This is a genomic window from Maribacter antarcticus DSM 21422, assembly GCF_000621125.1.
Classification (GTDB): domain Bacteria; phylum Bacteroidota; class Bacteroidia; order Flavobacteriales; family Flavobacteriaceae; genus Maribacter; species Maribacter antarcticus.
In genome coordinates, this window is the sequence record NZ_JHZC01000004.1 from 86,408 (window position 1) to 111,420 (window position 25,013).

The 25,013-nt window shown below is 39.7% G+C and carries 16 protein-coding genes; 4 read left to right on the plus strand and 12 right to left on the minus strand.

Annotated elements, in window-relative coordinates; genetic code table 11:
* Positions 1-16 precede the first annotated feature (16 nt).
* From Q360_RS25035 to Q360_RS0100425, 10 genes are all read right to left on the minus strand, one after another.
* Positions 17-3,664, minus strand: a complete 3,648-nt coding sequence (locus tag Q360_RS25035) for an ATP-binding protein (protein WP_084273323.1) — start codon at positions 3,662-3,664, stop codon at positions 17-19.
* Between the two features lie 8 nt (positions 3,665-3,672).
* The gene (locus Q360_RS24275) at positions 3,673-4,674 is read right to left on the minus strand and encodes a metallophosphoesterase family protein (RefSeq protein WP_027075319.1); all 1,002 of its coding nucleotides are present in this window, start codon (positions 4,672-4,674) and stop codon (positions 3,673-3,675) included.
* Positions 4,675-4,753: 79 nt separating this feature from the next.
* Positions 4,754-6,247 (minus strand): M28 family peptidase, encoded by a 1,494-nt coding sequence (locus Q360_RS0100390; RefSeq protein WP_036194684.1) that lies wholly within the window; start codon positions 6,245-6,247, stop codon positions 4,754-4,756.
* A gap of 136 nt (positions 6,248-6,383) precedes the next feature.
* Positions 6,384-7,892, minus strand: coding sequence for a serine hydrolase (locus tag Q360_RS0100395; RefSeq protein ID WP_027075321.1), 1,509 nt, complete (start codon positions 7,890-7,892; stop codon positions 6,384-6,386).
* Positions 7,893-7,899: 7 nt separating this feature from the next.
* A complete protein-coding gene (locus tag Q360_RS0100400; RefSeq protein ID WP_027075322.1) occupies positions 7,900-9,066 on the minus strand; it encodes a serine hydrolase domain-containing protein in 1,167 nt (388 codons plus the stop codon).
* Positions 9,047-10,258, minus strand: a complete 1,212-nt coding sequence (locus Q360_RS21870; protein WP_036194686.1) for a dipeptidase — start codon at positions 10,256-10,258, stop codon at positions 9,047-9,049. Before Q360_RS21870 ends, Q360_RS0100400 begins: the two co-directional genes overlap by 20 nt.
* A gap of 10 nt (positions 10,259-10,268) precedes the next feature.
* Positions 10,269-11,627, minus strand: a complete 1,359-nt coding sequence (locus Q360_RS0100410) for a serine hydrolase domain-containing protein (protein ID WP_036194687.1) — start codon at positions 11,625-11,627, stop codon at positions 10,269-10,271.
* Positions 11,628-11,649: 22 nt separating this feature from the next.
* Positions 11,650-13,335, minus strand: coding sequence for an N-acyl-D-amino-acid deacylase family protein (locus tag Q360_RS0100415; protein ID WP_027075324.1), 1,686 nt, complete (start codon positions 13,333-13,335; stop codon positions 11,650-11,652).
* A gap of 516 nt (positions 13,336-13,851) precedes the next feature.
* Complete coding sequence (locus Q360_RS0100420) at positions 13,852-14,385, minus strand: nuclear transport factor 2-like protein (protein ID WP_036194688.1); 534 nt, start codon at positions 14,383-14,385, stop codon at positions 13,852-13,854.
* Positions 14,386-14,756: 371 nt separating this feature from the next.
* The gene (locus tag Q360_RS0100425; RefSeq protein ID WP_027075326.1) at positions 14,757-15,449 is read right to left on the minus strand and encodes a Type 1 glutamine amidotransferase-like domain-containing protein; all 693 of its coding nucleotides are present in this window, start codon (positions 15,447-15,449) and stop codon (positions 14,757-14,759) included.
* Between the two features lie 210 nt (positions 15,450-15,659).
* Here Q360_RS0100425 and Q360_RS0100430 point away from each other — a divergent pair, with 210 nt between their 5' ends.
* Entirely contained in the window at positions 15,660-17,621 is a 1,962-nt protein-coding gene (locus Q360_RS0100430) for a tetratricopeptide repeat-containing sensor histidine kinase (protein WP_084273324.1), read from the plus strand.
* The gene (locus Q360_RS0100435) at positions 17,621-18,352 is read left to right on the plus strand and encodes a LytR/AlgR family response regulator transcription factor (RefSeq protein ID WP_027075328.1); all 732 of its coding nucleotides are present in this window, start codon (positions 17,621-17,623) and stop codon (positions 18,350-18,352) included. Before Q360_RS0100430 ends, Q360_RS0100435 begins: the two co-directional genes overlap by 1 nt.
* Before the next feature lie 91 nt (positions 18,353-18,443).
* On the opposite strand, the gene Q360_RS0100440 is transcribed toward Q360_RS0100435, so the two are convergent.
* Positions 18,444-19,745: a DEAD/DEAH box helicase gene (locus Q360_RS0100440; RefSeq protein WP_027075329.1), complete on the minus strand. Its 1,302-nt coding sequence runs from the start codon at positions 19,743-19,745 to the stop codon at positions 18,444-18,446.
* A 197-nt stretch (positions 19,746-19,942) separates the two neighbouring features.
* On the opposite strand from Q360_RS0100440, the gene Q360_RS24280 reads away from it, so the two are divergent.
* Positions 19,943-22,495 carry a C-type lectin domain-containing protein gene (locus Q360_RS24280; protein ID WP_051554498.1) on the plus strand — a complete coding sequence of 851 codons (2,553 nt, stop codon included), beginning with the start codon at positions 19,943-19,945 and terminating at the stop codon, positions 22,493-22,495.
* Between the two features lie 187 nt (positions 22,496-22,682).
* Here Q360_RS24280 and Q360_RS0100450 read toward each other — a convergent pair whose 3' ends face one another.
* Positions 22,683-24,233, minus strand: coding sequence for an NAD(P)/FAD-dependent oxidoreductase (locus tag Q360_RS0100450; protein ID WP_027075330.1), 1,551 nt, complete (start codon positions 24,231-24,233; stop codon positions 22,683-22,685).
* A 113-nt stretch (positions 24,234-24,346) separates the two neighbouring features.
* On the opposite strand from Q360_RS0100450, the gene Q360_RS0100455 reads away from it, so the two are divergent.
* Positions 24,347-24,967, plus strand: a complete 621-nt coding sequence (locus Q360_RS0100455) for a hypothetical protein (protein ID WP_027075331.1) — start codon at positions 24,347-24,349, stop codon at positions 24,965-24,967.
* Positions 24,968-25,013: the final 46 nt, after the last annotated feature.

Consider the following 25,013-nt stretch of genomic DNA (forward strand, 5'->3'; position numbering starts at 1 on the left):
TTAATTATATTATTGCTTACTGCTGCCTGTCTAAAGGGGGCAGCGTAATACTAAATTCGGTTCCTTCACCATTTTTGGTGCTTACGTTCAATTCTCCTCCATGCCCTTTGGTTACAATATCGTAGCTCATACTTAGACCAAGCCCTGTGCCTTGTCCGGTAGGTTTGGTCGTAAAAAAGGGCTGGAATATTTTATCTATGACTTTATTTGGAATTCCGTTTCCATTATCGGAGACTATAATTTCTACGCTGTTCTTGTTCTTTTTGGTTGCTATTGACACTAGAGGCTTATAGGTTGTATCTCCAGAAACTTTGGCAGCGATAGCTTTTTCATTTACGGTATAAAACGCATTAGTGACCAAGTTTAAAACTACGCGCCCGATATCCTGAGGGATGATAGTGATGGTTTTAATACTATCATCAAAATCAGCTTTCATATCTGCATTAAACGATTTGTCTTTAGCTCTTAAACCATGATAGGCCAATCGCAGGTATTCATCTGCCAAGGCATTTATATCTGTTGGTTCCTTTTTTCCTGTACTGCTTCTAGAATGTTGCAGCATACCTTTTACAATACTATCGGCACGGTTACCATGGTGGTTTATTATTTCAAGATTCTGTACCACATCAGTCATAATAGCTTTCACTTCCTCCATATCGCCATTTTCTAGTTCCTCTAGCATTTCTTCCAAGAGTTCTTTGCTTACCTCAGAGAAATTATTAACGAAGTTTAAGGGGTTCTGTATTTCATGCGCAATACCAGCAGTAAGTTCTCCAAGCGATGCCATTTTTTCGGATTGGATTAATTGGGTTTGTGTAAGCAGTAATTCGGATAAGGCTTCTTCCGCACTTTTTTTGGCAGCTTGTAATTTCAGTAAATCAAATTCGGCCTTTTCGGCATTAGCTTCTGCCAGTTTTAAATCGTTAAAACGGGTGTACGTTTGTTCAAAAACAGTGGTAAAGCGTTTAAAAATATCATAAGCTTCAGGGATTTTTTCAAACGTAATAAAGAGAAGATAGCCTTTATTAAACTTACACAAATGGTTGATTTGATAGCTAGGCAGCTGCATGCCTCCTTGTTTAATTTCTTCAAAAGATGGACCTAAACTCGGAATCGTTCGCATATAAGCATAGTGGCTTTCTAAATTTTTGTCACCCAACTCTTGAACGAGAAAGGAATCGTCACTTTCAAAAAAGGTATACATTTCTAGAAAGGAAGCCTCTTTTTTAAACTCAAGTGTAAAAACTTCTTGCATATTACCTTGCGTGCTCATCCAACTTTGCGCTGTTGTATTATCATCACTTAAAAGATTATAACCACAACTCCATGAAGGAATTCCTAAGGCTTGTATTTCAGAAAATAGGACTTTAGCGGCTTGGTGTAACTCATCACTATGTTGCATCGCCATGGTTCTAGAACGCACTTTTTCTAAAGCCATTTCAATTTGAGCTTCTCTGGCCTGTGCTTCTGCTTTTTCGAGGTCGAGAAAGCGGGTATATGCTTGGTCAAAAACCCTCGCGAAACGTTTAAATATATCAATTTCACGATCTGATAAAACCTTTCCTTCAAAATCATTGACACTGAAAACTGCATTATGAACTACTACTGTAGAAACGGTATATGATGGACTGTCAAAGATCATTTGCTTTATATCTTCTGGTAACGATATAAATTCTGGCACATTATCAATCACATAGCTGTAAAAAAAGTCTTTTTCTTCTTTTGTATAGTGACCAACAAAAAAATCTAATTGTTTTTCACGCATATTACTAATATCTCTAGATATCTGATTATTGAAATATGGGAGATGATAATTGGTGATGACCAAACCTTCTTTATTTTCTCCGCACACAAAAGCATTTAAGTCTTTAGAGCCGTCTATGTATATACCGATGCCAACAGCGGTGGCAGGAATTTGAAGTTCTTTTAATTTTTCGAAAATAATGGCAACCACTTCTTTAAGTTCATGGCTCTTATGCATTGCCAAAGAACGTGAACGAACTTTTTCTAAAGTAGCTTCTATTTGAGCCTCCCTAGTTTGTGCTTCTGCTTTTTGAAGATCAAGGAAGCGTGTATAGGTTTGCTCGAAAACTTTGGCGAAACGTTTGAAAATATCATGTGCATCTGGAACAAAATCTAAAGTAATAAACAATAGATATCCATATTTGAAAAAGGTGGCGTGGTCTATCTGTCTCTCAGGAAATGAACCGCCATTGGCTTTCAATTCCCTGAGTGCTTTTCCCATCACGGGAAGGGTGCACAAATAGTCATAATGAGAGGCACAAGCATCACCTTCAAATTCTTTGATATACAATGATTCCCCTCTCTTCCCAGCTTCATAATATTCTAAGAATACATTTTCTCTTGGGGTACAGTAAACAGGCATGGTGCCCTGTGCCGAGCTAAACCATTCCGTTGCGTCATTTTCCCCATAGATATTAAAGGCACATCCTCTAGTTCTAATTCCTAAGGCTCTTACTTGTTGGTCTAACAGAAAGGAAGCTTCTTGTAACTCATCACTATGTTGCATGGCCATGGTTCTAGAGCGCACTTTTTCTAATGCCAATTCTATTTGTACTTCTCGCGCCTGTTTCTCTGCTTTTTGTAAATCTAAAAACCGACGATGCGCTAAATCAAAAGCGTCTGCAAAGCGCTCTAAAATTGCAAGGTCTTCTTTTGGTGGTTTTTTGACGACTCCGGGCAGACTATACCCAATTTCACCGTGTGTGGTGCGTGCCATAATAAAAGTTAATCCACCAATACGTCTGATATCGTCATTACTCGGTGCTTGAGGATCGATATGTTGAAAATCACCAAGCGTAATCATTTTTTCTACATAGTCTATAGCTGCATCGACAGCCATTGGGTAAATAACAACAGGGTCATCACTTTTTTCCCAATTTGCTAACAATGGGATGTCACCGTGGATATGCCTTGGTAACTCCATCACAAAACCAATTTTGGTACCGTCACCAGAAGTCATGGCTTTCTGATATGTTTTAGGTAACCACATCATGTGCCAGAAATAGTGTGCTTCGTGACCCAATTTGATAAACTCATTGCGCATGGTTACTACAATGTCTAATAAGTCTGAGGTTTGTTGCATCGCAACAGCCTGTGCGCGAATACGTTCTAAAGCGCCTTCAACTTCGAGTTCACGGTTTTTTTGTTCCAGTTCATAGGTACGGCGCTTTATGGCATCTTTTAAGGCCAAGTTTTCTTGGCTTATCTTTTTAAAGGCAAAGGTTTCGCCCTGCACGGTCTTATTGTCCGGATAGGATCCGTGCTGATGTAGTATTTGCCATTGGCCACTTTGCTGTTGCAATAACGAGGAAAGCCTTATTTTGCCATAAAAGGCCCACGTATCTCCTGTCTGTACATAAATGTCGCCGTATTCATGAACCATCACATAGGGTGCATAAACCATATAGTCTAGTACCCTGTCCCTAAATTCTGCTCCACCGGTAAGTTGGTGTACTACCTTTTTTGAATAGGCCCAAACCTGCTCCTTGCTGGTCCAGATTTCCTCTTCTGTGGTGCCTATGTTGTGATAATTGTCCGCCAAATAGCCCGCCCATGTACTCAAATCGCCTATGAGGTAGCTTTTCCAATAGGTACTCAGCGCTTGTTTTATGTCTTCTTTGATTTTGGTGGTCAGTTTCATTGATTTACTTAATTAACGAGAGCGCTATTGTTACCAGGTAATTTACCTGTTTCATCTAAAATGCCGCTCATTTTTAAATGCGTGATTATAGGTTTCTTGGCCATTCTTACTAAAGAGACATGGTCAAAAGCCATAATGTCTGTTGGGTTTTGGCTTCCTCCGGTGGTTCCTAAAATCATATAATCGCGCTTATTTCTAGTGCGATGGGAATACGAATGTTCATGGCCATTAATGACGGTGTACGCTCTATTCGCTAAAAGGTTTTCCAGTTTACCAAGGCCTTTATCATCTTCACGTTTCCACAGGGGTTTGTGCATGAGAACAAATGTCCATTTTACGTTTGGATACCGTTCTAGCGCATCCCTAAAATAGTCTAATTGGTCATTGCTCATGCCACCAACTTTCCGTTCTTTCATCGTATAGTATTCAGTTTCTTCATAAACTCCTTCCACTTCTCCAGAAATAATTTTAAGTGCCTTAGCCCGGGCCTCATATATTTGCTTCATACGCTGTTCCTCATAATCTTCTGAATCCATCATCAAAAAGAGTACGTCTTCATATACAAAATGATAGTACCGGCGTCCAAAACGTTGTTCCCAAAACGCACGCATTACTGGATTGCTGAGGTCATGATTACCGCCCAAATAAAAGAAGGGCATAGTTAGTTTTGCGGTTCGTGCATCAAAGGAATCCCATTCGGTTGCTAGTTGCACGGTATCTTCAGTACCCCCATCTATTAGGTCGCCCACGCTTATTACAAAGGTGGGATCTAACCGATTTAATTGAGAAATGGCTGTGCTATGCACTCCTTCTCGTTCGCCTCCGGTGAGGTCTGAAATAATGGCAAAAGTGAAATCCGTTTCTTCCAATTCAAAAACAGCACTAGTCCATGGCGTGGGTCCAGAAGCAATATCATGCTCAAATACAGGCAGGTTCTTAAGAGGCTTATTTTGCTTGCAATTGGTAAAAAGGACGATACTAACGATAGCTATTATAAACCGTAATTTCATAAACAATAAGTAGTTACAATTAATTTGATAGTTCTAAGTTTTGTGAGACTCGTGAGGTTAACCGGTATGCGCACTAGCATCAGTTTTTAATTGGCCCAGAAGGTACTTTACCATATAAAACATTACCCGCAGCTTCATACTTATCTCCTTTTACCCAAAACGGTGTTTCAGGGTCGTTGGCGATCAACCGACCAGATAGCACATAGCCTTGATAGAATTTTAATAAATAATCATAATCTAGACTATCTGCCTCGTCCCCTGCTTGGTGGTAGTATTTGTTGATTTCATCATCAAAGGCATCAAAACCAGTAGAATAGGTAGGCGCGGGAACTCCCCTGCTAGCAAAACTGACATTATCGCTACGGTCAAAGAGGCCTTGTTCTGGAGCTGGGTCATCAATCGCCTTGAGTCCAAACGTAGCGGCTCCTTCAACAATATGTTTTTTGGCCGTTGTTCTGCTTAATCCAATGACGGTTGCCAAGCTTGTATTATTGTAGCCGGCACCATCGGTATTGAATCCATATACGATTTGCTTTAATGGAAATATAGGGTGCTTCACATAGTATTGGCTACCCAACAATCCTTTTTCTTCTCCTGTAAAAAGGATGAATACCGCAGACCGTTTTGTACGGTACTTTCCAATATTTTCTGCCATGCTTAAAACGGCAGTGGTTCCTATAGCATTATCACGAGCTCCATTGTAGATGGTATCTCCTGTTGCATCTGGCTCGCCTATACCAACGTGATCATAGTGGGCGGAATACATGATGTATTCTTTTTTAAGTTCTGGGTCTGTCCCTTCTAAAACGCCTACTACGTTCTGTGTTACCAAGGTTTCCTCTTTTTTTCCATCGGTTTCGATGGTATAAGATAGGCTAGCTTTATCCAATGCCTCTAATTTCTCTAAAGTTGTATTTACCCAAAGATGAATAAATTCGTTTTCTGAGTTTTCAGCCTCGTTCGCATCCGGAATCTGAACACTTTCTCCCATGAAGTGTGACATGCGCGACCACAATGCCTCTTCTAGCAATGTCAGCTCTACAAGACCGATAGCTCCATTTTTTATAGCTAATGCCTGCTTGTCTTTATGAGCTCCGTAAACAGCTCTGGCTTCAGAAGACGCTAGCGTACCGCCTCGAACTACAATTAATTTACCTTTAACATCTTTTCCTTTGTAATCGGCTTCGCCTCCATAACCAAGATACATGGCGTCCCCAGAAAGTGCAGTTGCTTTTGCCTTCACCGCCACAATGTGTGGATAGTTATCGCCATTCATAGCTACCTGAAGCAAGCTCGGCGGGGCTGTTTGTAACAGGTTGAATGTTTGATAGTATGAATTGGTTTCAGGATTTGGCTTTACGCCATAGCTGCGTAAGGCATTGGCTAAATAACTAGCCGCTATTTTATTTTCCGCAGTACCCGTACCGCGCCCTTTTAATAGGTCATCTGCTATAAAATAGATATGGCCTTCAATTTTATTTTTGTTTACAGTCTCGGCTGCTTTTTCGGCATCTGTCTGTGCGAAACTAGTGCTTATAATTGCTAATAAGATTAGGGTTAAATAGTGTTTCATCGTAGTCATTCTTATCATTTTTAAATAGTTATAGTCAATTGTATGGTAATGCTATGTAAAAAACAGCTTTGTATGATTAGCTCTTAGCATATGGTTTTATGTTAGTTTTAAATTCTTAAACAAACGCTTTACGATATCACTCCGTTTTTGAAAATACCTCACCCATAAGTTCAAACTGGTTGATTTTGCCATCAGCATTGAGTTCAAAATGCACGCTTAATTTTTCAAGGAAACGCGAATCTTTATTGGTCATAAACGTGTTAAAATGCCAATGTTCTAAATCATAGCTAATGAAATCGTTTAAATTGACCCGTAGTTTAGTATCCACAAGCGATATTTTTCCCGTCCCTAACATTTTGTTGGTATAACTACCGGCATACCCTTCTAAAGGTAGGCTAGGTTTGCTGCCGTTTACGCGTTCCGATATTTTCTTTTTTGATGCTTCGATATTTTTTTTCTTGAAACCGTCGTACAGATTAAAAACCTCGGTATGCCAATCGCGACTATCATCGTTAAAACCATATAAGTCTAAGGCCTTGTAAAGAATAGCATGGCGTAACTCAGCATGATCTAGGTTTGCAAAAACATAAACTGCCACATTTTTATCATGCATGATACCGGCAATGGCAACCAAGCCGAAGAGACTTCCTGTATGAAAATCGAGCTTATGGCCTTTGTAATCTTGTTGAAACCAGCCCATACTATAGGTGTTCCAATTCGGTTTGGTCAGTGCATTTGTTGGATACGTGCCACTAGAACCTAGAAAGGACTGAGGCTCAAAAAGGTACTTAAAGGTCTTTGGGCTTACCAAGGTATCCGACTTATGAACACCATCATTTACTAAAAAGGTCAAATATTTTGAAATGTCATTGGCGGAGGAACAAATCATTCCTGCGGGGCCTATTTGGTCTGAGAAACCATAATCAACTTTAACAAGGCCATCTTCGGGGTCATTCGCATATGGCGTAACATAATTCCCTACCTTAAAAATAGCACTAGCCAAAGCTTGTGTTCTGGTCATTTCTAAAGGGTCAAAAATCCGTTCGGTAACAAATTCATTCCAAGGTTTTCCGCTTGCTGCCGCAATAACTTCACCAGCAACTGTATACATAATGTTTTGATAGGTGAAACCGCCCCGCAGCGGATAGGTTTTTTTTGCAAACTGAAATCGTTTAATAGTTTCTTTGGTAGACAGACTGTCCAAGGTCCACAAAGCATCGGCATTACCGATACCTAAATTATGGGTCAACAAATCTTTAACACGGGCATCGGCAGTGATATACGGGTCAGACAGTTTAAAGTAGGGGAGATGGTCCACCACTTTATCATCCCACTTTAGTTTACCATCATCGACTAGCATACCCATGGCAATGGCCACGACAGCTTTGGTGGTCGAAGCCATATTGAATAGGGTGTTCCCGTCTACGGGTTCTTTGGTCTCTAAATTTTTAACTCCGTAGGTTTTTTGAAAAACCACTTCACCGTCTTTGACCACGATAGCAGCGAGTCCAGGGACTTTCCAATCGCTCATGCCCTGAACAATCATGGCATCGAGTTTGTTGTTGTTTGCTTTTTGTTGAGCGCTCAAAAAGTGGTTAAACCCAAATGTAAGGAGGAGTAAAAAGAGAAATTTATATTTTTTCATAATAGGATTAATTAGATTTCAAAAAGGAATTTACCAGCGAATACGTAGCTTCTATAAGCGTTGACCTAGTTTCTGCCTCTCCGGAATTCATAAAAATAGCGATGGTTAAAGGTCTTTCTTTATCTCGAACGACTATGGTTCTGGTCCCATTCCAACTTCCGGTATGGAGGGCGATATCCTCCGTTACAAACCAGCCTATGGCATACTGTTCTTCTTTGCCTTTTAAAAATTCAAACGGATATTTTGCTTCTTCAGGTAAGGCCATTGAACTGGGTTCGAACAGCAGCTGATGTAGGGTATCTGATACAATACTTTTGTTTCGTAAGGCTTGATCATAAGCAAAATAATCTGTTACACTGGTGTAAACCGCTCCATCACCCAAAACGCCGTTCATGAAAAAACCATCGACGTTCTTCCAATTCCCTAAACTGTCTTTTTTATAGCAGAAGGCACGTTCTTTAATATCAATAGGATGCGCGAAAGAGTAAAAGTTGGTGTTTTTCATACCCGTTTTTTCGAAAACAGCTTTCTTGGCATAGGTGGCAAAATCTTCACCGCTTAATTTTTCGGTCAAAAGGGCTAAAACTAAGTAAGCGGTATTGGAGTATTCCCATTTTTCTCCAGGATTAAAATGCGGCGCAGGATTCGTAGACAACCAATCCAAAATATCCTTGTTTTCAACAATTTTACTACGATCCCATTCCTTCATAAATACCCCTTCATAATCGGCTATTCCAGACGTATGGTTAATGAGCTGGGTAACCGTAATATTTTTAAAAACGGCATAGGGCCAGAACTTGTAAACGGTATCGTTGAGAGCTAATAAATTCTTATCTACTAATGTCAAAAGACTTAAATCAGTAAATTGCTTACTTACTGAAGCCATACGCATATTGGTACTTTTGGTAATAGGTGCTTTGGTTTCCAAATCGCGAAGGCCGTAGCCTTTGCCTATCAGTATTTCACCATCGTAGGACACTAGGAGTGCTGCACCGGGTGCATCCAACTTAATATGTGCATTAAATAGGGAATCAACTTGCGCTTTGAGTTGTGCTCGTGTCTGGTTTTGATTTGTTTCTTTTTTGTCATTTTGCTCTTTGCAGGAAACAATTAAAAGGGAAAACAAGATGATGTAATACTTTTTCATTTCTTTATTATAAACTGTTACTTTCATTTTTTTCTAAAACTCGAATCAAGTTACCTCCTAAAATTTTATTGATATCTTCTGTACTGTACCCCTTTTCAACTAAGGCGTTTGTTATTATAGGGTAGGTAGTCACATCGTCCAAACCAATTGGTGCTGAGGGAATACCATCAAAATCAGAGCCCAGTCCAACATAATCTACACCTACTAAATCTATGACATGGACTATATGTTGCATAAGCTGTTCAAGGGTAGGCCTAAAGGATTGAACCTTATCTGTATATTTAGCAAACAGTAGTTCTTCTGCAACATATATATTGATGCCTGAGGCAAGGAGTGAATCGTTTTCTGATCTGTGATTCAATAAAAATACGTCTCGTTTCTCTTCATATTCTGGGCTTATAAAACCGGAATAGAAATTAATCTGTACTACCCCTCCATTTTTGGCTATGGCCTTGATTTGGTCATCTTTTAGATTCCTGGGAACGGGACAAATAGCATGTACCGAACTATGGGAAGCGATTACGGGCTTGGTCGTTGTTGCTATGACATCCCAAAACGTTTGTTCACCCACATGACTTATGTCTACCATCATCCCCAATGTGTTCATGCGATTAACGATTTGTTTTCCAAATCCTGATAAACCCTTCCTTCCCTCTGAGTTTAAAGCCCCTCCTTCAAGAGCGGTTTCATCAGCCGCGCTTGTGGCCCATGAGGTGGAGTTGTTCCAAGTTAGGGTCATATAGCGCGTGCCGCGTGCGAATAATGAATCAAGCTTAGCTAAATCATTCTCTATCATATGCCCACCTTCAACTCCAAAAAATGCTGCAATTTTATGCTCATTAACAGCTTCCATCATTTCCTTAGAATTTGCCACTTCTATTATTTTATCAGGATTTCTATTCGCAATGGCATTCAGAGAATCCATTTCTACTAAGGCGTATTTGAACGGGTTAGTTTGGTTTCCATCACACCAAACCGAAAAAAATTGCACATCTACGCCCCCTTGTTTTAGTCGGTCGAGGTCAGCATGGGTAATACCCGTTAAATCTTGATCTAAGATGACTCCTTTTTCCATGGTCTGCAGAAGCACATCATTATGGGAGTCCACCAAAATAGCTTGATTATGGATGTCTTGAAAAGAAAGCGTTTCTTCTTTTTTTTCGGGGGGAGACTTGCAAGAGAAAAGCGTGATAAATAGTATAATTGATAATATTCTCATAGTTTGATTGCTATTGTTTCTTTAATATAAAATGTCCATAAATCTGGTCGGTACTTAATTTTCCATCTTTTATTGAAACGGTGGTGTTGCCATCCATCCAGGTATGATTTCCAACATAAGTGCTCAGGGTATCAACTTTCCCACTTTCATTAAACTCAATCGTAATGGCATTGGCAATGGCTTTTACTTTTACATTTTGGGATTTTCCTCTCGTCTGGCCTGAATAGATTCCTTCAATTTCTTTTGGGTCAAAGTCCAGAGTGATGGCTAGGTACTTTTGCTTTTCCAATAGTTTCCACATGATATTATCTATAAAAAAACTACCGCCATGGGGTCCTGTGGTATTAACCAAAGAGATCAGGTGCAAATCTTCCGCTGGAAAATATTTTGTTTCCGACAGGAATCCCGGAATACCACCTCCGTGGCTGATTTCTTGATTTCCGTAATTGAAGTAATTTGTGAGCCCCATAGCATACCGCACCGGAGTACCATCATTTAAGGTTTTTGGTGTAATCAGCTGCTGGTATTGCACTTTGGAAAGTAGTTTGCCGCTGTGTATGGCCGTCATCCACAGCAATAAATCTTCGGTGGTGCTGCACAAAGAACCTGCCGCATAGGGCCAAGTATGGTTCAAGTATTGCTTTTTTTGTAGGCCTTTGGGGGAATAATCATAGCCATAGGCTTTGTTTTTGACAACCTTACTTGTAGAGCAATAATAGGTGTTTTGCATTCCCAAGGGTTCAAAAACGGTTTCTTTTAAATACGCTTCATACGTCTTTCCCGTTACTTTTTCGATGATAAGCCCCAAGAAAAAATAGGCCGAATTATTGTAAATAAGTGCTTCGCCCGGTTCAAATAAAAAGTCTTTGGTTTCCAATATCCGTACTAGCGAGTCTCGAGGTAATTCTTGTGGTATAAGCCCTCCGAATTCTTCGATTTCGGTATAGCTAGCAATACCCGAGGTATGGTTGAGCAATTGATTTATGGTAATCGTTCTTCCTTTTGTATCAAACTTTAGGTATTGCGTGAAATCATCTTCTAAAGTCAGTTTCCCTGCTCCCACAAGTTTAAGGATTGCAACAGCGGTAAATTGCTTGGTTACCGAGCCAATTTCAAAATGGGCATTCTCAGGCATAGGCACCTCCAACTCTAAACTGGCTAGCCCGTAGGATTTTTTTAACAACGTCTTGCCTTTCTGATGTATCAGAATTGTCCCGCCTGCTATTTTAGCGCTGTCAAGGCTCGCTTTAAAAAGGGAGTCAGAATACATTTCTAGGTTAGATAGATTTGTATTTGTTATGGGATTCTCATTTTTACAGCTTGCCACTAGGGTAAGTACTAGTAGGATTAATAGGGCCGATTTTTTCATTGTTCTACTAGATTATTATGTACTAGTTATTTTGCTTCCAGCCTGGCCCTCGGACCACTTTACCAGGTAATGCGCCAGTATGCTCCCCATCTTTCAGTACTTGTTCTCCATTTACAAGAACATGTACCATGCCTTCTGCAAATTGATGCGGTTTATCAAAAGTGGCTTTGTCTATAATGGTTTCGGAATTAAAAATGGCAACATCCGCAAAGTTGCCTATAGCAAGTGTGCCTCTATTTTTGATTTTAAGATTGCTGGCTGGAAGTCCACTTAGTTTGTAGACGGCTTCTTCAAGCGAAATCACTTTTTCTTCCCGTACATATTTACCCAATAGGCGTGCTACATTGCCATAAGATCTCGGGTGAGGACTAGCATTGGTGAAAGGTTTAACAGGTGCAATCGATGCGCCATCAGAACCAAAACTCATATAAGGAAGTGCAATCTGCTTTTTTACATTCTCTTCAGACATTAGAAAATATACGGTGCCCACTCTACTGCTATCTTGCACCACGAGGTCAATTGCTGTTTCTTCAGGACTAGTGCCGCGCATAGTGGCCACCTCAGCCAAGGTCTTACCGGTCAGGTATCGTAAACTATCGCTCCTAAAATCATTCAGGATTAATTTGTCGGCACTTCCGGCGGCAAAATAAAGGTTTTCCCAACCATCACCTTTAGCTTTCATTTCTTCAATGACTTTTTCGCGAATGGCTGGGTCTTGCAAACGCTCAGCCCACTTTCCATACCCGCCTTCTTGTACCCATGGTGGCATGGAAGCGTCTAAGCCAGTTGCCCCTGCGGTATAATTGTACATATCTGTGGTGATTTTTAATCCGGCAGTGCGAGCAGAATCAATCTTGGCAATGGCAGCTTCCCATTTGCTCCAATTGTCTTTTCCACCAGCTTTTAAATGATAGATTTCTGCAGGAATATTCGCTTCATTTGCAATTTGAAGTAATTCATCAATTGCCTCTAACCAGTAATCGCCTTCACTGCGCATATGTGAAATGTACATACCATTATGAGCAGAGGCCACTTTACAGAGTTCAATGAGTTCTTGGGTATCTGCATAAAACGCAGGTGCATAAATCAATGACGAACCAATACCCATAGCACCTTCTTCCATGGCGGTTTTGGCAAGGGCTTTCATATTTTTTAGTTCTTCTGGAGTAGGAGCTCGGTTTGCTTCTCCTAGTTCATGGACTCTCAATGTGGTTGCCCCAACGAAAGAGGCTACATTGGTAGAAACACCTTTTCGTTCCAGAAATTCGAGATATTCCCCTAAGGTGGTCCATTCAATGTCGTATTTGATATCTTTTTGAGTGCGTTGTTGTTCTTCACGCATTTTTTCATTTAGGGGCCCCATAGACCAGCCTTCTCCCATAACCTCTAAAGTGACCCCTTGTCGAATATCACTTTGAGATTTTCCGTCAACAATCAACGATTCGGTAGCCCAACTCAACATGTTTATGAATCCAGGCGCAACTACCAAACCGGAGGCGTCTATTTCTTGTACGCCTTTTGCATGCTCTAATTTTCCGATAGCGGCAATGGTATCTGCATTAATGCCAAGGTCGCCTAGATACATCGGTTGGCCAGAACCATCTGTTATCTGGCCGTTTTTAATTAAGATGTCATATGTTTCTGGAGAAGAACACCCTATTAGAATATTTAATAATAGTACAGATAGCATTTGATGAATCGGTTTCATTTTATTTGGTTTTAGCATCTTAAAATTAACTAAATTAAATGATATTCAATAGGTTGTATTTTCTAATTAAACATTTAGATTCATACGTGCTAGAGACATTCGATTATGTTCATCAACAACAAAACCCGAAAGTATCTTTCGGGTTTTGCAATCTTTAGTCAGATTGGTTCATAGCTAAATCAAATAATAACTGACCGGTTGCCTCTTTAATTAGGAGGCTAGAGCCGTTAAGATTTTTATGAAACACCTATATCTATATGCTATCATTATTTGTAGGAGAGTCCTTTTTTTAAAAATGAATTTCTCAAAGCTCCTAGACGTTTACTTATTTCACGAGACAAGTAGGATTTATAAAAAAGCCTTTCCCAAAACGTATTGTATTCCTTATTCTATGATTAAAAAGGCAGGCCAACCACAACAATTTTGATTGGGTTTTTACTTAAAAACACTAAAAATATAAACCTGTTTTTTATTGCCATGCATTCCCCCGAATTATGCCGACCTACCTATTTTATTTTATAACTTTTTTTTGGAAGGTGGCGTTAATGTATAGCCCTGTGAGGTCATGGCACTAAGCACATCGTAATAGTATCTTAAGACTACAATTTTTCCATTTTGGACCATACTTGCGGTATGATAATTAATCGGAAATGAGTTGCCTGTTTCCTTATCGGTTACTGTATTCACCCCCCATGCGAGTACCCATTCACCTTCATTCCAATTATTTACAACTTTTACGGGAAGGTATAGTTCATTAGAAATTACATGTTTGAACGTCGCAGTACTATTAGTGTAATATTCTTTGTGTTGTGTAACATTTAAAGAATCTATTCCATCACCTAGTCCATAAATTATTGCCGTATCGGCTAATTGGGAATTCATGGTAGTAACATCTCCCATTTGCAGTGCATTAATATATTTTTGAACTATTTGCTGCGCGGTTGCTGCATTGTCAAATTCTAAGGTAACCTCGGATTCTTGTGCTCCGATACCTATCGGAATTAGAAAAAGAGTGCAAAGGCCAACTACTATTTTTTTTAATGTTCTCATACATTTTGGTTTTGTTGGTTCTTACTTAAATTTAATAGCGTGATTAGCTACCTCTTACAAAAAAATCGATTTTAAATGAGATATTTAGCTAGGTAGGGACGAATGGGTCTTTTTTTTGTCCGAAGGCATAGTTATATTGATTCAAGGTGTGTCAGGTAGGTTTAGAATCGTCCTTTGAAATTAATTAGTGGCGTATAGGTGGGAATTTGCTTAAGCATCAAAAAAACTAAATGACTGTGTTTAATTTGGTTGATGCGTTTGTTTATTTATATCAAAAACCACTTCTGTTTTAGGTAATGGCATACTAGTTTTACTAGCGCTTGTCATCAACTAGATTTGATGTTCCACTACATTTACAGCTTAAGGCTATTTTACTGAATAACCTTTGAGGAAAGTTTATCTTCTATTAGTATACCATCTTTTTTATAAACATGATAGGAATGATTTTCTTTATCTAATGAGATGGACGTATGCACATCTCCGTTTATAAAGTGTATCGCAGATTTGTCATCACAGGCATACCCTTCCGATAGTTTTTCCAATAAGATGTTTTCATGATAGAGCGGACGTCTGGTAGGTTCTGAATTGTAATGTGGACAATGACTTTTAGCAATAAACCCCATTCCCGATACAATACTTAAATATGCTGGTCTTGAATCTGTTGTGCCACCATTGAACCAGCATAAAGATCCCGCGCTACCGCCGCCCAGTATTGTTCCTTTATCATAGGCATTTTTAAGCGCAACATCTATTCCTTGCGCTTTCCAAATGGCCAGCATATTTAGCGTATTACCGCCCCCTACGACGATTGCATCCATACGCGATATAATCTCAGAAAATGTTTCTTTATGTTCATAGGAATTTACCCAGACCTTCAATACATGTGGCATTACGTTTATATGCTTACAAACTTCGTAAAACCGTATACAATACTCTTTGTCATCTCCGCTTGCAGTAGGTATAAAACAAATGTTGGGTCTGGATTTTCCAGTGGCTTCCGCCATATATTTTAGAAAAGGCACCGTGTGTCTTCCACTACCGTAAATGAATAATTGTTTCTTCATTCTTACAAATTAATTATTCTTTTCAACATATTTGGATTATGTGAATAAATAACACATTTATAGGGGATAGGATTGTGTAAACTATTTAAAAGCAAGAGTCTACTGAGCGCAAAAAACATACAAATGGTTGTTGCAAATCATTAGGTTTTTTGATAGGAAATAACGTATATTTAATAAAATTCATTTACTGGTTGGACCTTAATTTTAAAAATGGTTGATTTCCATCTAAAACTTATATTCTTAGGACTTTTCTCCTGTTTTATTTATACGTACAGCTATGGCCAACTTATAGATAATAACAGGGTTAACCCCTACCAAAAGGTGTTTATTGAGACAGACAATTTTGGGGATTCTTATTTAGAATACTTAGCGCAAGGTTTGGATACCGTTGAAAACGATTCTGTACACTTTTCGATACTCAATGACCTTGCCTATTACTGGCATACTAGAAATCTTAACACGGCTTTGGACTTTACTAGAAAAGGACTCCAATTAACAAAGGTAAAAGAGAATGTCTTATGGGAAGGTAGATTTCAGATGACCCAAGGCGCTATTCTTTTGCGTATGGAAAAACTAGATAGTGCCCAAACCGTACTTCAACTGGCAAAGACTAAGGTTTTAGAATCTGATTTACCCTTTTTAAATACACAATTAGGATATGTTTACGAGCGTAGGGGACAACTGGATAAGGCGGCAGATTATGCCATGACATCGCTTACCTTGGGTGAAAAACTTAACGATAATAAGGCCAAAGCCATGGCCTATAGCGATTTAAGTAATCTTTTCTGGAAACAATCTAAGTTTACACCGGGCTTAGAGTACGCACTTAAGTCCTTAGAATTTTTTAATAGTTGGGGTATTACCGATTTAGATTATGGCTTTACGCTATATATCGCCGGTAATAATTACTTGGCGTTAAAAGATTACGAAAAGGCACTCGATTACTACATGCAATCCATTGTAGTAGGAGAACGGTATGGTTTTTACAATAATTTAAGTGATGTGTATATTTCACTGGTGGACCTTTATTCTTTTTTAGGTGAATTTGATAACGCGAAGGAAGCAGGTCAGAATGCTGTTAAATATGCAGCTCTACTGGAAAATAATTTTATGGTGATGCGATCTTGGTTGTCCGTAGGCAAAATGCATAATGCAAAAAACAACTATAAGGACGCTGTTAATGCACTTGAGCGATGTTTAGAAGTGGCGACCAATAAATTTGGAGATGCCTATTATTTGAGTCTGGCGTACAAGGAATTGGGAATGGCTTATGCAGGTATTAACCAATATAAAAAGGCGTACGAAGCGTTTTCGGAGTATGATACACTAAACGATGAAGTGTTTACGGCCGAGGCCGATCATCGTATTTCCGAATTGCGTACAGAGTTTGACGTAGCACAGAAGGAGAGTATCATAATGGTACAAGAAAGCCTAATTAAAAAACAGGAAATACGTCAAAAATTAGGTATTGTTATCTCCATTCTTCTAGCATTATTATTGTTGCTTGCCTACAAGGCCATTTCTAATAACAATAAAAAGAATAAGCTACTCCAGAAGCAAAATACCGAAAAGGAATTCCTGCTTAAGGAAATTCACCATCGCGTAAAGAACAATCTAGAAATAGTTTCTAGTTTACTTTCATTACAATCGGCTCAAATTGAAGATCCTAATGTGCTAAACGCCATGGAGCAAAGTCAGCAGCGGGTTCACAGTATGGGAATGATACATCAAAAACTGTATTTGGGCGAAAATATGGCTACTATTGAAATGAAGGATTATTTTTCTAATCTATCTGATTATATTATTAATACCTATGGAAAAGATAGCCATGTAGCCATGGCTTTGGAAATGGAAAAATTTGAGCTGGATGTTGATATGGCCATACCTATTGGCTTAATAGTTAACGAATTGATTACAAATTCGTTAAAATATGCATTTCCCGATGATAGAAAAGGAAACATACAATTGTCTTTAAAGGAGAAGAATGATTTAATTACCTTGGAAGTAATAGATAATGGGGTTGGGATGCAGTTGTCCAAAGAAGCTGTAGGGACAGGATTTGGAACCAAATTGGTTGCATTATTGGTCAAACAATTGGACGGGAAGATGGAATTGCACACCACACAAGGAACGTCCGTGTTTATCACTTTTAAAGCTTCAAAAGCGGCATAATGGAAAAGAATAAAATACGCATATTGATTGTTGAGGATGATATGATTATTGGTGCTAATGTATCTCTTTTGCTTACGAATCTTGGTTATGACGTAACCGGATTGGTGCCAAGGGGAGAAGAAGCCGTGGTGCATGTGCGTGAAAACCCACCTCACATTCTGCTATTGGATATAAATTTAAAAGGGAATTTAAATGGTATAGATACCGCTAAGGCGATACAAAAACATGCCGATATTCCTATCATATACCTAACGGCAAATAGTGACAACGCTACATTTGAGTTGGCTAAAGAAACGCGTCCCAAGGCATTCATCACAAAACCTTTTAATAAATTAAATTTAGAACGTACGCTGGAACTCGTAGTTCAAAATCTTGGAGAAGTTAGTAAAAGTGATGAGCCGACCGAATTTGAGGTACTCCACGATCGTATTTTTGTCAGACATAAAGGAAGGATGGTAAAACTACTTTTTGAGGATATTTTGTATGTGGAAGCGGACCGTAACTATTGTAAAATAGTGGAAATTAACAAGGAGTATACCTTGTCCAGTAGCCTTAAAACGGTATCCGAAAGTTTACCTGATACTCAATTCATTAAAGTACACCGCAGTTATATGGTAAACATTTTTAAGTTAGATGTGCTGGCGGAAGATCACTTGGAAATCAATCGAAAGTGGATTCCTTTGAGCAAGTCTCATAAAAAACTGCTAATGAAACGGTTGCGCACCATCTAATTTTCACTTGCCCCTTTTTTACCACTCAAAAGTGTTTACGTGTAATTGCAATTAGTGTTCCATATACAATTGTGTGACACCTCTTATGGTTTTAACGATTTGTATTAGTTGAACCTGTTCCGTTGTTTTTTCCCCTATTTTGATTGCGATTGTTTTTCCCCCTAAAATTTGAATTCCCTGATCTATTACTATTTCCAGCGTTTCTTTGGTTTCGAGGTTTTTGTGCAGGCCTGTCGTCCTTTTCTTCATCGATGCCTTCATCCACAAATTGATGCTGCGGCATACGAGGGACTTCCTGTCGTATTAATTTTTCAATATCCCTTAGGTAAGGGCGTTCCTCTTTATCACAAAAAGAAAGTGCAATACCACTAGCGCTGGCGCGTCCTGTTCTTCCGATTCGGTGTACGTAGGTTTCAGAAACATTTGGAAGGTCATAATTAACCACCAGTGAAAGTTCTTCTACATCAATACCACGAGCGGCGATATCTGTAGCTACCAAAACCTTTAATTTGCCTTCTTTAAAAGCACCTAAGGCCTTTTGGCGTGCCACTTGTGATTTATTACCATGAATAGCGGCGGATTGTATGCCAGCTTGGTCCAATTTTTTAACGATTTTATTTGCTCCATGCTTGGTGCGTGAAAAAACCAAAACAGAATCACTAGGCCGTTGCTCCAATAAATGCACCAGAAGTTTTGGCTTATTTCCCTTGCTTACAAAGTAAACGCCCTGTTCAACTTTTTCTGCAGTAGCCTGCTCTGGTTTAATGGTAACTCGCTCAAAATCTCCTAACATTTTTCTAGATAACTCAACAATACTTTTTGGCATCGTTGCCGAAAAAAAGAGCGATTGGCGTTTGGGTGGTAGTTTGGCAATTATTTTTTTTATATCATGAATAAAGCCCATGTCCAACATTTGGTCCGCTTCATCTAAAACTACAAATTCTAAATCCCTGAATGTTATAAATCCTTGGTTCATAAGGTCTAAGAGTCGGCCAGGAGTGGCTATTATAATATCAACTCCAGCGCGCAGGGCATTCACTTGTTTTCCTTGTTTTACACCCCCGAATATAACCGTGTTTTTCAAGCCTGTATGTCTACCGTACGCTGTAAAACTCTCTCCTATTTGGATGGCAAGTTCCCGTGTTGGGGTGACTACTAAAGCTTTTACTTTACGCTTATTTTGACTTAGCGAAATAGCCTCGTACAAGTGGTGTAAAATAGGAATGCCAAATGCGGCCGTTTTCCCAGTACCTGTTTGAGCCACACCCAAGAGGTCTTTCCCTGTCAATAAGATTGGAATTGCTTGTTCTTGAATAGGAGTAGGATGTGTATAGCCCTCTGTTTCTAGGGCTTTAAGAATAGGTTCGGCAAGGCCGAGTTCTTTAAATGTCATAATTTCAAATAAGCTGTAAAGCTACGGCTAATATAACGACTGGCAATAAAACAATTTTGACCTAAAGTTTTATCCTGAAGGCAATGGACTACCAATTAATTAGACTTTACATCGCATATGGTACCCTACACAACATTAATAGAGTAAAACAGGTAGTGATATGTACTTTCGACAATACAAACTAATATTAAATAGATATGTTTCAAAAGCTGTTGCTTTATATCGGAACTTTTGTTTCTGTAACCACTATGGTTTATGGACAGGATACCTTTGCTGATGATTTTGAATCGGTAACATATAGTGCGAATACGGGTTTAATGAATTTTTCTAGCGATTGGACGGAAATAGGGGAGCCAACAACAGATCCAGATGGCGGTAGAATTCGTATTAGGTCCAATCAACTTCGATTTAAGAATTTGGATAACAGAGCTATCGAGAGAACTTTAGATTTATCAACTGCCATCAGTGCAACGCTTACCTTGGATTATAATAGAACCTCAGGTTCGAAAAGTGTAGATGTGCAAATGTTCAACGGGATTACGTATACAACGGTTGGAACACTCTCTGACGGAAGCGATATATCATATGCATTGAAATCTTATGAGATGTCATCAAATACCGCTATACGTTTTGTGTCTACAGGCGGAGCAGATTGGATAGGTAGTGATAAAATTTTTGTTGATAATATCGTTTTTTCCATTCAATTTCCTGATGTACCCCCAGTGGTCACTGCGACTGGAAATCAAATCTATTGTCCAGGCTCAGCGGTATCCATCGCTCAGACCATTAGTATTACAGATTCAGATGATTTGAGCACCTCAGCAGTGTACGCACAGGTTTCTAGCGGCTATGTGAATGGTGAGGATATTCTTAACCTTACGGGAAGCCATCCTAATATAACTGCAAATTGGGATGCTACAGAAGGGAAACTTAGTTTAAATGGCCCAGCACTTTACACAGAATTTGAGGCAGCAATTTTAGCAATTGAATTTTCTAGTAGCTCACCAAATCCTTCTGGAACCAGACAGTTTTCTATTACCATAGGCGAACCTAATTTTTTGCCTGCCACACAGCATTATTATGAATTTGTCTCTGATCCAGGTATTAGCTGGACTGATGCGGAAGCTGCAGCTGCAGCAAGAATGTATTTTGGATTACAAGGGTACTTAGTGACGCTTACTTCTCAGGAAGAAGCCGATTTTTCGGGAGCCCAGGCCAGTGGTTTTGGCTGGATAGGTGCTACGGATGCGTCGGTTGAAAACGAGTGGAGATGGGTAACAGGACCCGAAGCGGGTACTCAGTTTTGGCAAGGTTTGTCTAATGGCACCGAATTGACATTTGCCAATTGGAATGGCGGTGAACCTAATAATGCAGGTGGCGAAGATTATGCCCATATCGCTGCCGCTTCGGTAATTCGTGGTGGTGCCCCAGTAGGTGCGTGGAATGATTTGCCTAATAATGGTGGCGGAGGTGCCTATGCCTCTCAAGGCTATGTGGTAGAATATGGGGGTATGGTAGGGGATCCCATATTAAATATTACGGCGACTACGGCAATTACCATGGACAATGAGGCTCCTACTTGGGTAACCACTTTAGGTACCTTGGATGAAAATTATGAATGTGCCACAGATGTCCCCGGACTCCCGGTTTGTGTAGGCTTAAACACTACTTATTTTAATGAAAACCAATATTCATGGGGTTTTGGGCTTCAAAATTCTACGGCAACACAAATAGACAATTGGGAAGTGCGTATTCTAAATGCGGATTACCAGTTGAATGTTTCTCAGTTAAGCAATCAGGCTGCCTTTAGCTATTCGGAAGTAGATAATGGCGATGGCACTTACAATCTTATTGTTACAGGCACAAATCCCATAGCTGCCTGGAGCGGTATTCCTGGCGGAAACATACAATGGTCGGGAGTGAATTTTAGCTTTAATCCTGATTCGGATGGAATTATAATTTTTTGTGGGACTCCATCTTTTACACCTCCCGTGGCAACTGACAATTGTAGTGGTTTTACCGTAACCGAGTTGAGTGATGTTATTACTGTAAACAACAGTCCAAATGATTTTGTGCGGGTAATTACCTATGAAGCTGAAGATGCTAGAGGTAATACTAGTGTACCCTTTATTAAAACAATTACGGTAAACGACGTTACCGCACCTACAGCATCTAATCCCACGGGTATCAATGTGAATTGTACTTCGGATATTCCCGTTCCTGATATTTTGATGGTTACCGATGAAGCAGACAACTGTGCAGGTAATCTTACCGTGAGCCATGTTGGAGATATAACGGATGGTGGTACGAACCCAGAAACCATTATTAGAACATATCGTATAACGGATGATGTGAATAATAGTACCGATGTTACCCAGACAATAACCGTCACCAATTTAGGTATATCTACACAGCCGGCCCCAACGGTAAGCGTTATAACTGGTGCTACTGCGAATTTGTCCGTTGTTGCATCCAATGCCAATACGTTTCAATGGCAGTTAAGTAGCAACGGTGGTAGTACCTTTGCCAATCTTTCCAACGGTAGTGACTATTCGGGAGCACAAAGTAATATGCTTGTTTTGAACGGTTCCGGTATAACTACCGCTAAAAATGGATATCAATACCGAGTTCTGGTTTCCAACTCAGCATCTTCATGTCCGCCAATAGCTTCTAACAATAGCGTCTTAATCATTACATCAGGTATAATCATTACCAATAAAAGAATTACCTACCAGGTAAAGCAGAACTAAATTTAAGTTGCGCTTTAAATAAGATTTCAGATGTTAGACGTGAGATTTAAGGCATCATAAGAAAAAACCTCGACTATATTCTACCTTAAGCTACACAGCTGAATCTTGATATCGTTTAAAAAGAGAATTATAGTATTGATGCTATGCCATTTTTTAAATAGATGCTAGCGTGTATTATCTAAAAATTTTATAAACCAGCCACAGCTGCTTCGGCACAACGTTCGCCATCCATGGCAGCGGATACGATGCCTCCCGCATAGCCACCGCCTTCCCCACAAGGGAAAAGTCCTTTTATCTGTGGATGCTCTAATTGCTCGTTCCTAGGAATGGTTACAGGTGATGAAGTACGGGATTCTACACCTACAATATTTGCCTCCGAAGTATAATAGCCGTGCATTTTTTTACCGAATTCCGCAAAGCCTTGTCGCAACCTACTGCCAATTAATTTAGGTAGTAAAGAGTGCATTGGTGCGGAATTGAGACCAGGCTGGTAGCTGGTTGGGTTGAGGTCACTAGAAAGGGTGCCTGCTACAAAATCGGTCATTCGTTGTGCTGGTGCAGTTTGCGTTCTTCCGCCTGAAGTAAAAGCTAATCGTTCTAAACTCTTCTGGTATTCCAGACCTTTTAAAGAACCAAATTTATCGAACTTAGGAATATCCTCGTCCACGTTTATTTCTACCACAATACCCGAATTGGCATATAGGTTATTTCTTTTGGAGGGCGACATGCCGTTTACCACCACTTCCCCTTGAGCCGTAGCTGCAGGAACTATGAATCCGCCCGGACACATACAAAAGGAATATACGCCTCTATTTTTTACCTGATGCACCAAGCTATATGCTGCTGCCGGTAATAAGGCATCGCGATCTCCGGAACAATGGTACTGAATAGAATCAATGATGTGTTGTGGGTGTTCCACCCGAACACCCATGGCAAACGATTTTGCTTTTAAGGCAATATCCTTCTTGTGGAGCAATTCAAAAATATCACGGGCGGAGTGTCCCGTTGCCAAAATCACCCGTTGCGTTTCCATTTCTTTAGTATTATCCAATACAATGGATTTCAACCGGTTGTTAGCAATAATAAAATCGGTTACTTTGGTATTAAAATGAATTTCGCCACCGTGTGCTATAATAGCTTCGCGAATATTCTGAACGATTTTTGGAAGTTTGTTGGTGCCAATGTGTGGGTGTGCATCCACAAGTATTTGTTCGGTTGCGCCATGGTGTACCAAACTCTCAAAAACACGACGTACGTCGCCCCGTTTTAAGCTTCTGGTATATAATTTTCCGTCTGAATAGGTTCCTGCGCCACCTTCCCCAAAACAGTAGTTACTTTCTCCGTTTACAATATGGTCTTGATTAATAGCCTTGAGGTCACGTCTGCGTTCCTTTACATCTTTACCTCGTTCCAAAACAATAGGCTTATACCCTAATTCCAAACAGCGAAGCGCTGCCCACATCCCTGCAGGACCAAATCCGATAATATGAACCGGTTTGGCATTGGAAACGTTCTTGTAATCAAAGACATAACTTTCTTTTGGAGCATCTTCCCCAATAAAAACGGCCAATTTGTAGTTGAAAATGATTTCCGGTTTTCTGGCATCAATCGATTTGCGAAGTATTTTTAAGGTAAATGGCCGGGCTCCCAATCCTAAAAATTGGGCAGTTCTTTTTTTGAGGCTCCCTTCTTGGGCTTCCTCTATTAATGATAGGCGTAACTGAAGGTTTTTAATCACGGTACAAAATTACCGCAATTCGGTCTTTAAAATCAACAACTCGGTGCTTCTTTTTTCTGTTTCCTGCATGGTAGCCTCAAATTTGACTTTAATAATACTAAAAATCAACAACAATGAAAAAACTTATTCTGATTTTATCCTTAGTAATAACGACTACAGCAATCGCACAAGACGCTTATAGCAAGGGAATGCAAGCGGCCTTTTCGCATTGGAAGGGAGGCAATAGTACAGAAGCCTCTAATATATTTGAACGGATTAGCGCTGCCGAACTGGATAATTGGTTGCCTTATTACTATGTGGCTCAAATAAATACGATAGCCTCTTTTGGCGAGCAGGACGCTGAAAAACTAAAGCTGCAGCTAAACAAGGCACAAGACTTTATAGCTTTAGCGGGGGCCAGTTCGCCTAATAACCCAGAAATTATAGTCCTCCAGGCTATGGTACATACTGCATGGATAGCTTTTGACGGCGCGGCTTATGGGATGACGCTTTCTGGAAAGGTAGCGGTGCTATATGCAAAAGCACTTCAATTGGCTCCTGAAAACCCTAGGGTAGTATTTTCAAAAGCGGAATGGGATATGGGGTCGGCCAAGTATTTTGGTAAGGATACGTCACCCTATTGTTCAGATGTGGTACGCTCGTTGGAACTTTTTGCTACCTTTAAACCAGAAAGTAAGTTCCATCCTACTTGGGGCAAAGAAAGGGCAGAGCAAGTATTAGCAGCGTGTAACTAAACGTATTTCATTATAAAAACAAGCTTAGGTATAGCCCATTACGATG

Bases quoted from the DNA above. Each gene is read 5' to 3' on its own strand.
- Q360_RS25035 (WP_084273323.1), bottom strand. From the start codon at position 3,664: ATGAAACTGACCACCAAAATCAAAGAAGACATAAAACAAGCGCTGAGT.
- Q360_RS24275 (WP_027075319.1), bottom strand. From the start codon at position 4,674: ATGAAATTACGGTTTATAATAGCTATCGTTAGTATCGTCCTTTTTACC.
- Q360_RS0100390 (WP_036194684.1), bottom strand. From the start codon at position 6,247: ATGAAACACTATTTAACCCTAATCTTATTAGCAATTATAAGCACTAGT.
- Q360_RS0100395 (WP_027075321.1), bottom strand. From the start codon at position 7,892: ATGAAAAAATATAAATTTCTCTTTTTACTCCTCCTTACATTTGGGTTT.
- Q360_RS0100400 (WP_027075322.1), bottom strand. From the start codon at position 9,066: ATGAAAGTAACAGTTTATAATAAAGAAATGAAAAAGTATTACATCATC.
- Q360_RS21870 (WP_036194686.1), bottom strand. From the start codon at position 10,258: ATGAGAATATTATCAATTATACTATTTATCACGCTTTTCTCTTGCAAG.
- Q360_RS0100410 (WP_036194687.1), bottom strand. From the start codon at position 11,627: ATGAAAAAATCGGCCCTATTAATCCTACTAGTACTTACCCTAGTGGCA.
- Q360_RS0100415 (WP_027075324.1), bottom strand. From the start codon at position 13,335: ATGAAACCGATTCATCAAATGCTATCTGTACTATTATTAAATATTCTA.
- Q360_RS0100420 (WP_036194688.1), bottom strand. From the start codon at position 14,385: ATGAGAACATTAAAAAAAATAGTAGTTGGCCTTTGCACTCTTTTTCTA.
- Q360_RS0100425 (WP_027075326.1), bottom strand. From the start codon at position 15,449: ATGAAGAAACAATTATTCATTTACGGTAGTGGAAGACACACGGTGCCT.
- Q360_RS0100430 (WP_084273324.1), top strand. From the start codon at position 15,660: ATGGTTGATTTCCATCTAAAACTTATATTCTTAGGACTTTTCTCCTGT.
- Q360_RS0100435 (WP_027075328.1), top strand. From the start codon at position 17,621: ATGGAAAAGAATAAAATACGCATATTGATTGTTGAGGATGATATGATT.
- Q360_RS0100440 (WP_027075329.1), bottom strand. From the start codon at position 19,745: ATGACATTTAAAGAACTCGGCCTTGCCGAACCTATTCTTAAAGCCCTA.
- Q360_RS24280 (WP_051554498.1), top strand. From the start codon at position 19,943: ATGTTTCAAAAGCTGTTGCTTTATATCGGAACTTTTGTTTCTGTAACC.
- Q360_RS0100455 (WP_027075331.1), top strand. From the start codon at position 24,347: ATGAAAAAACTTATTCTGATTTTATCCTTAGTAATAACGACTACAGCA.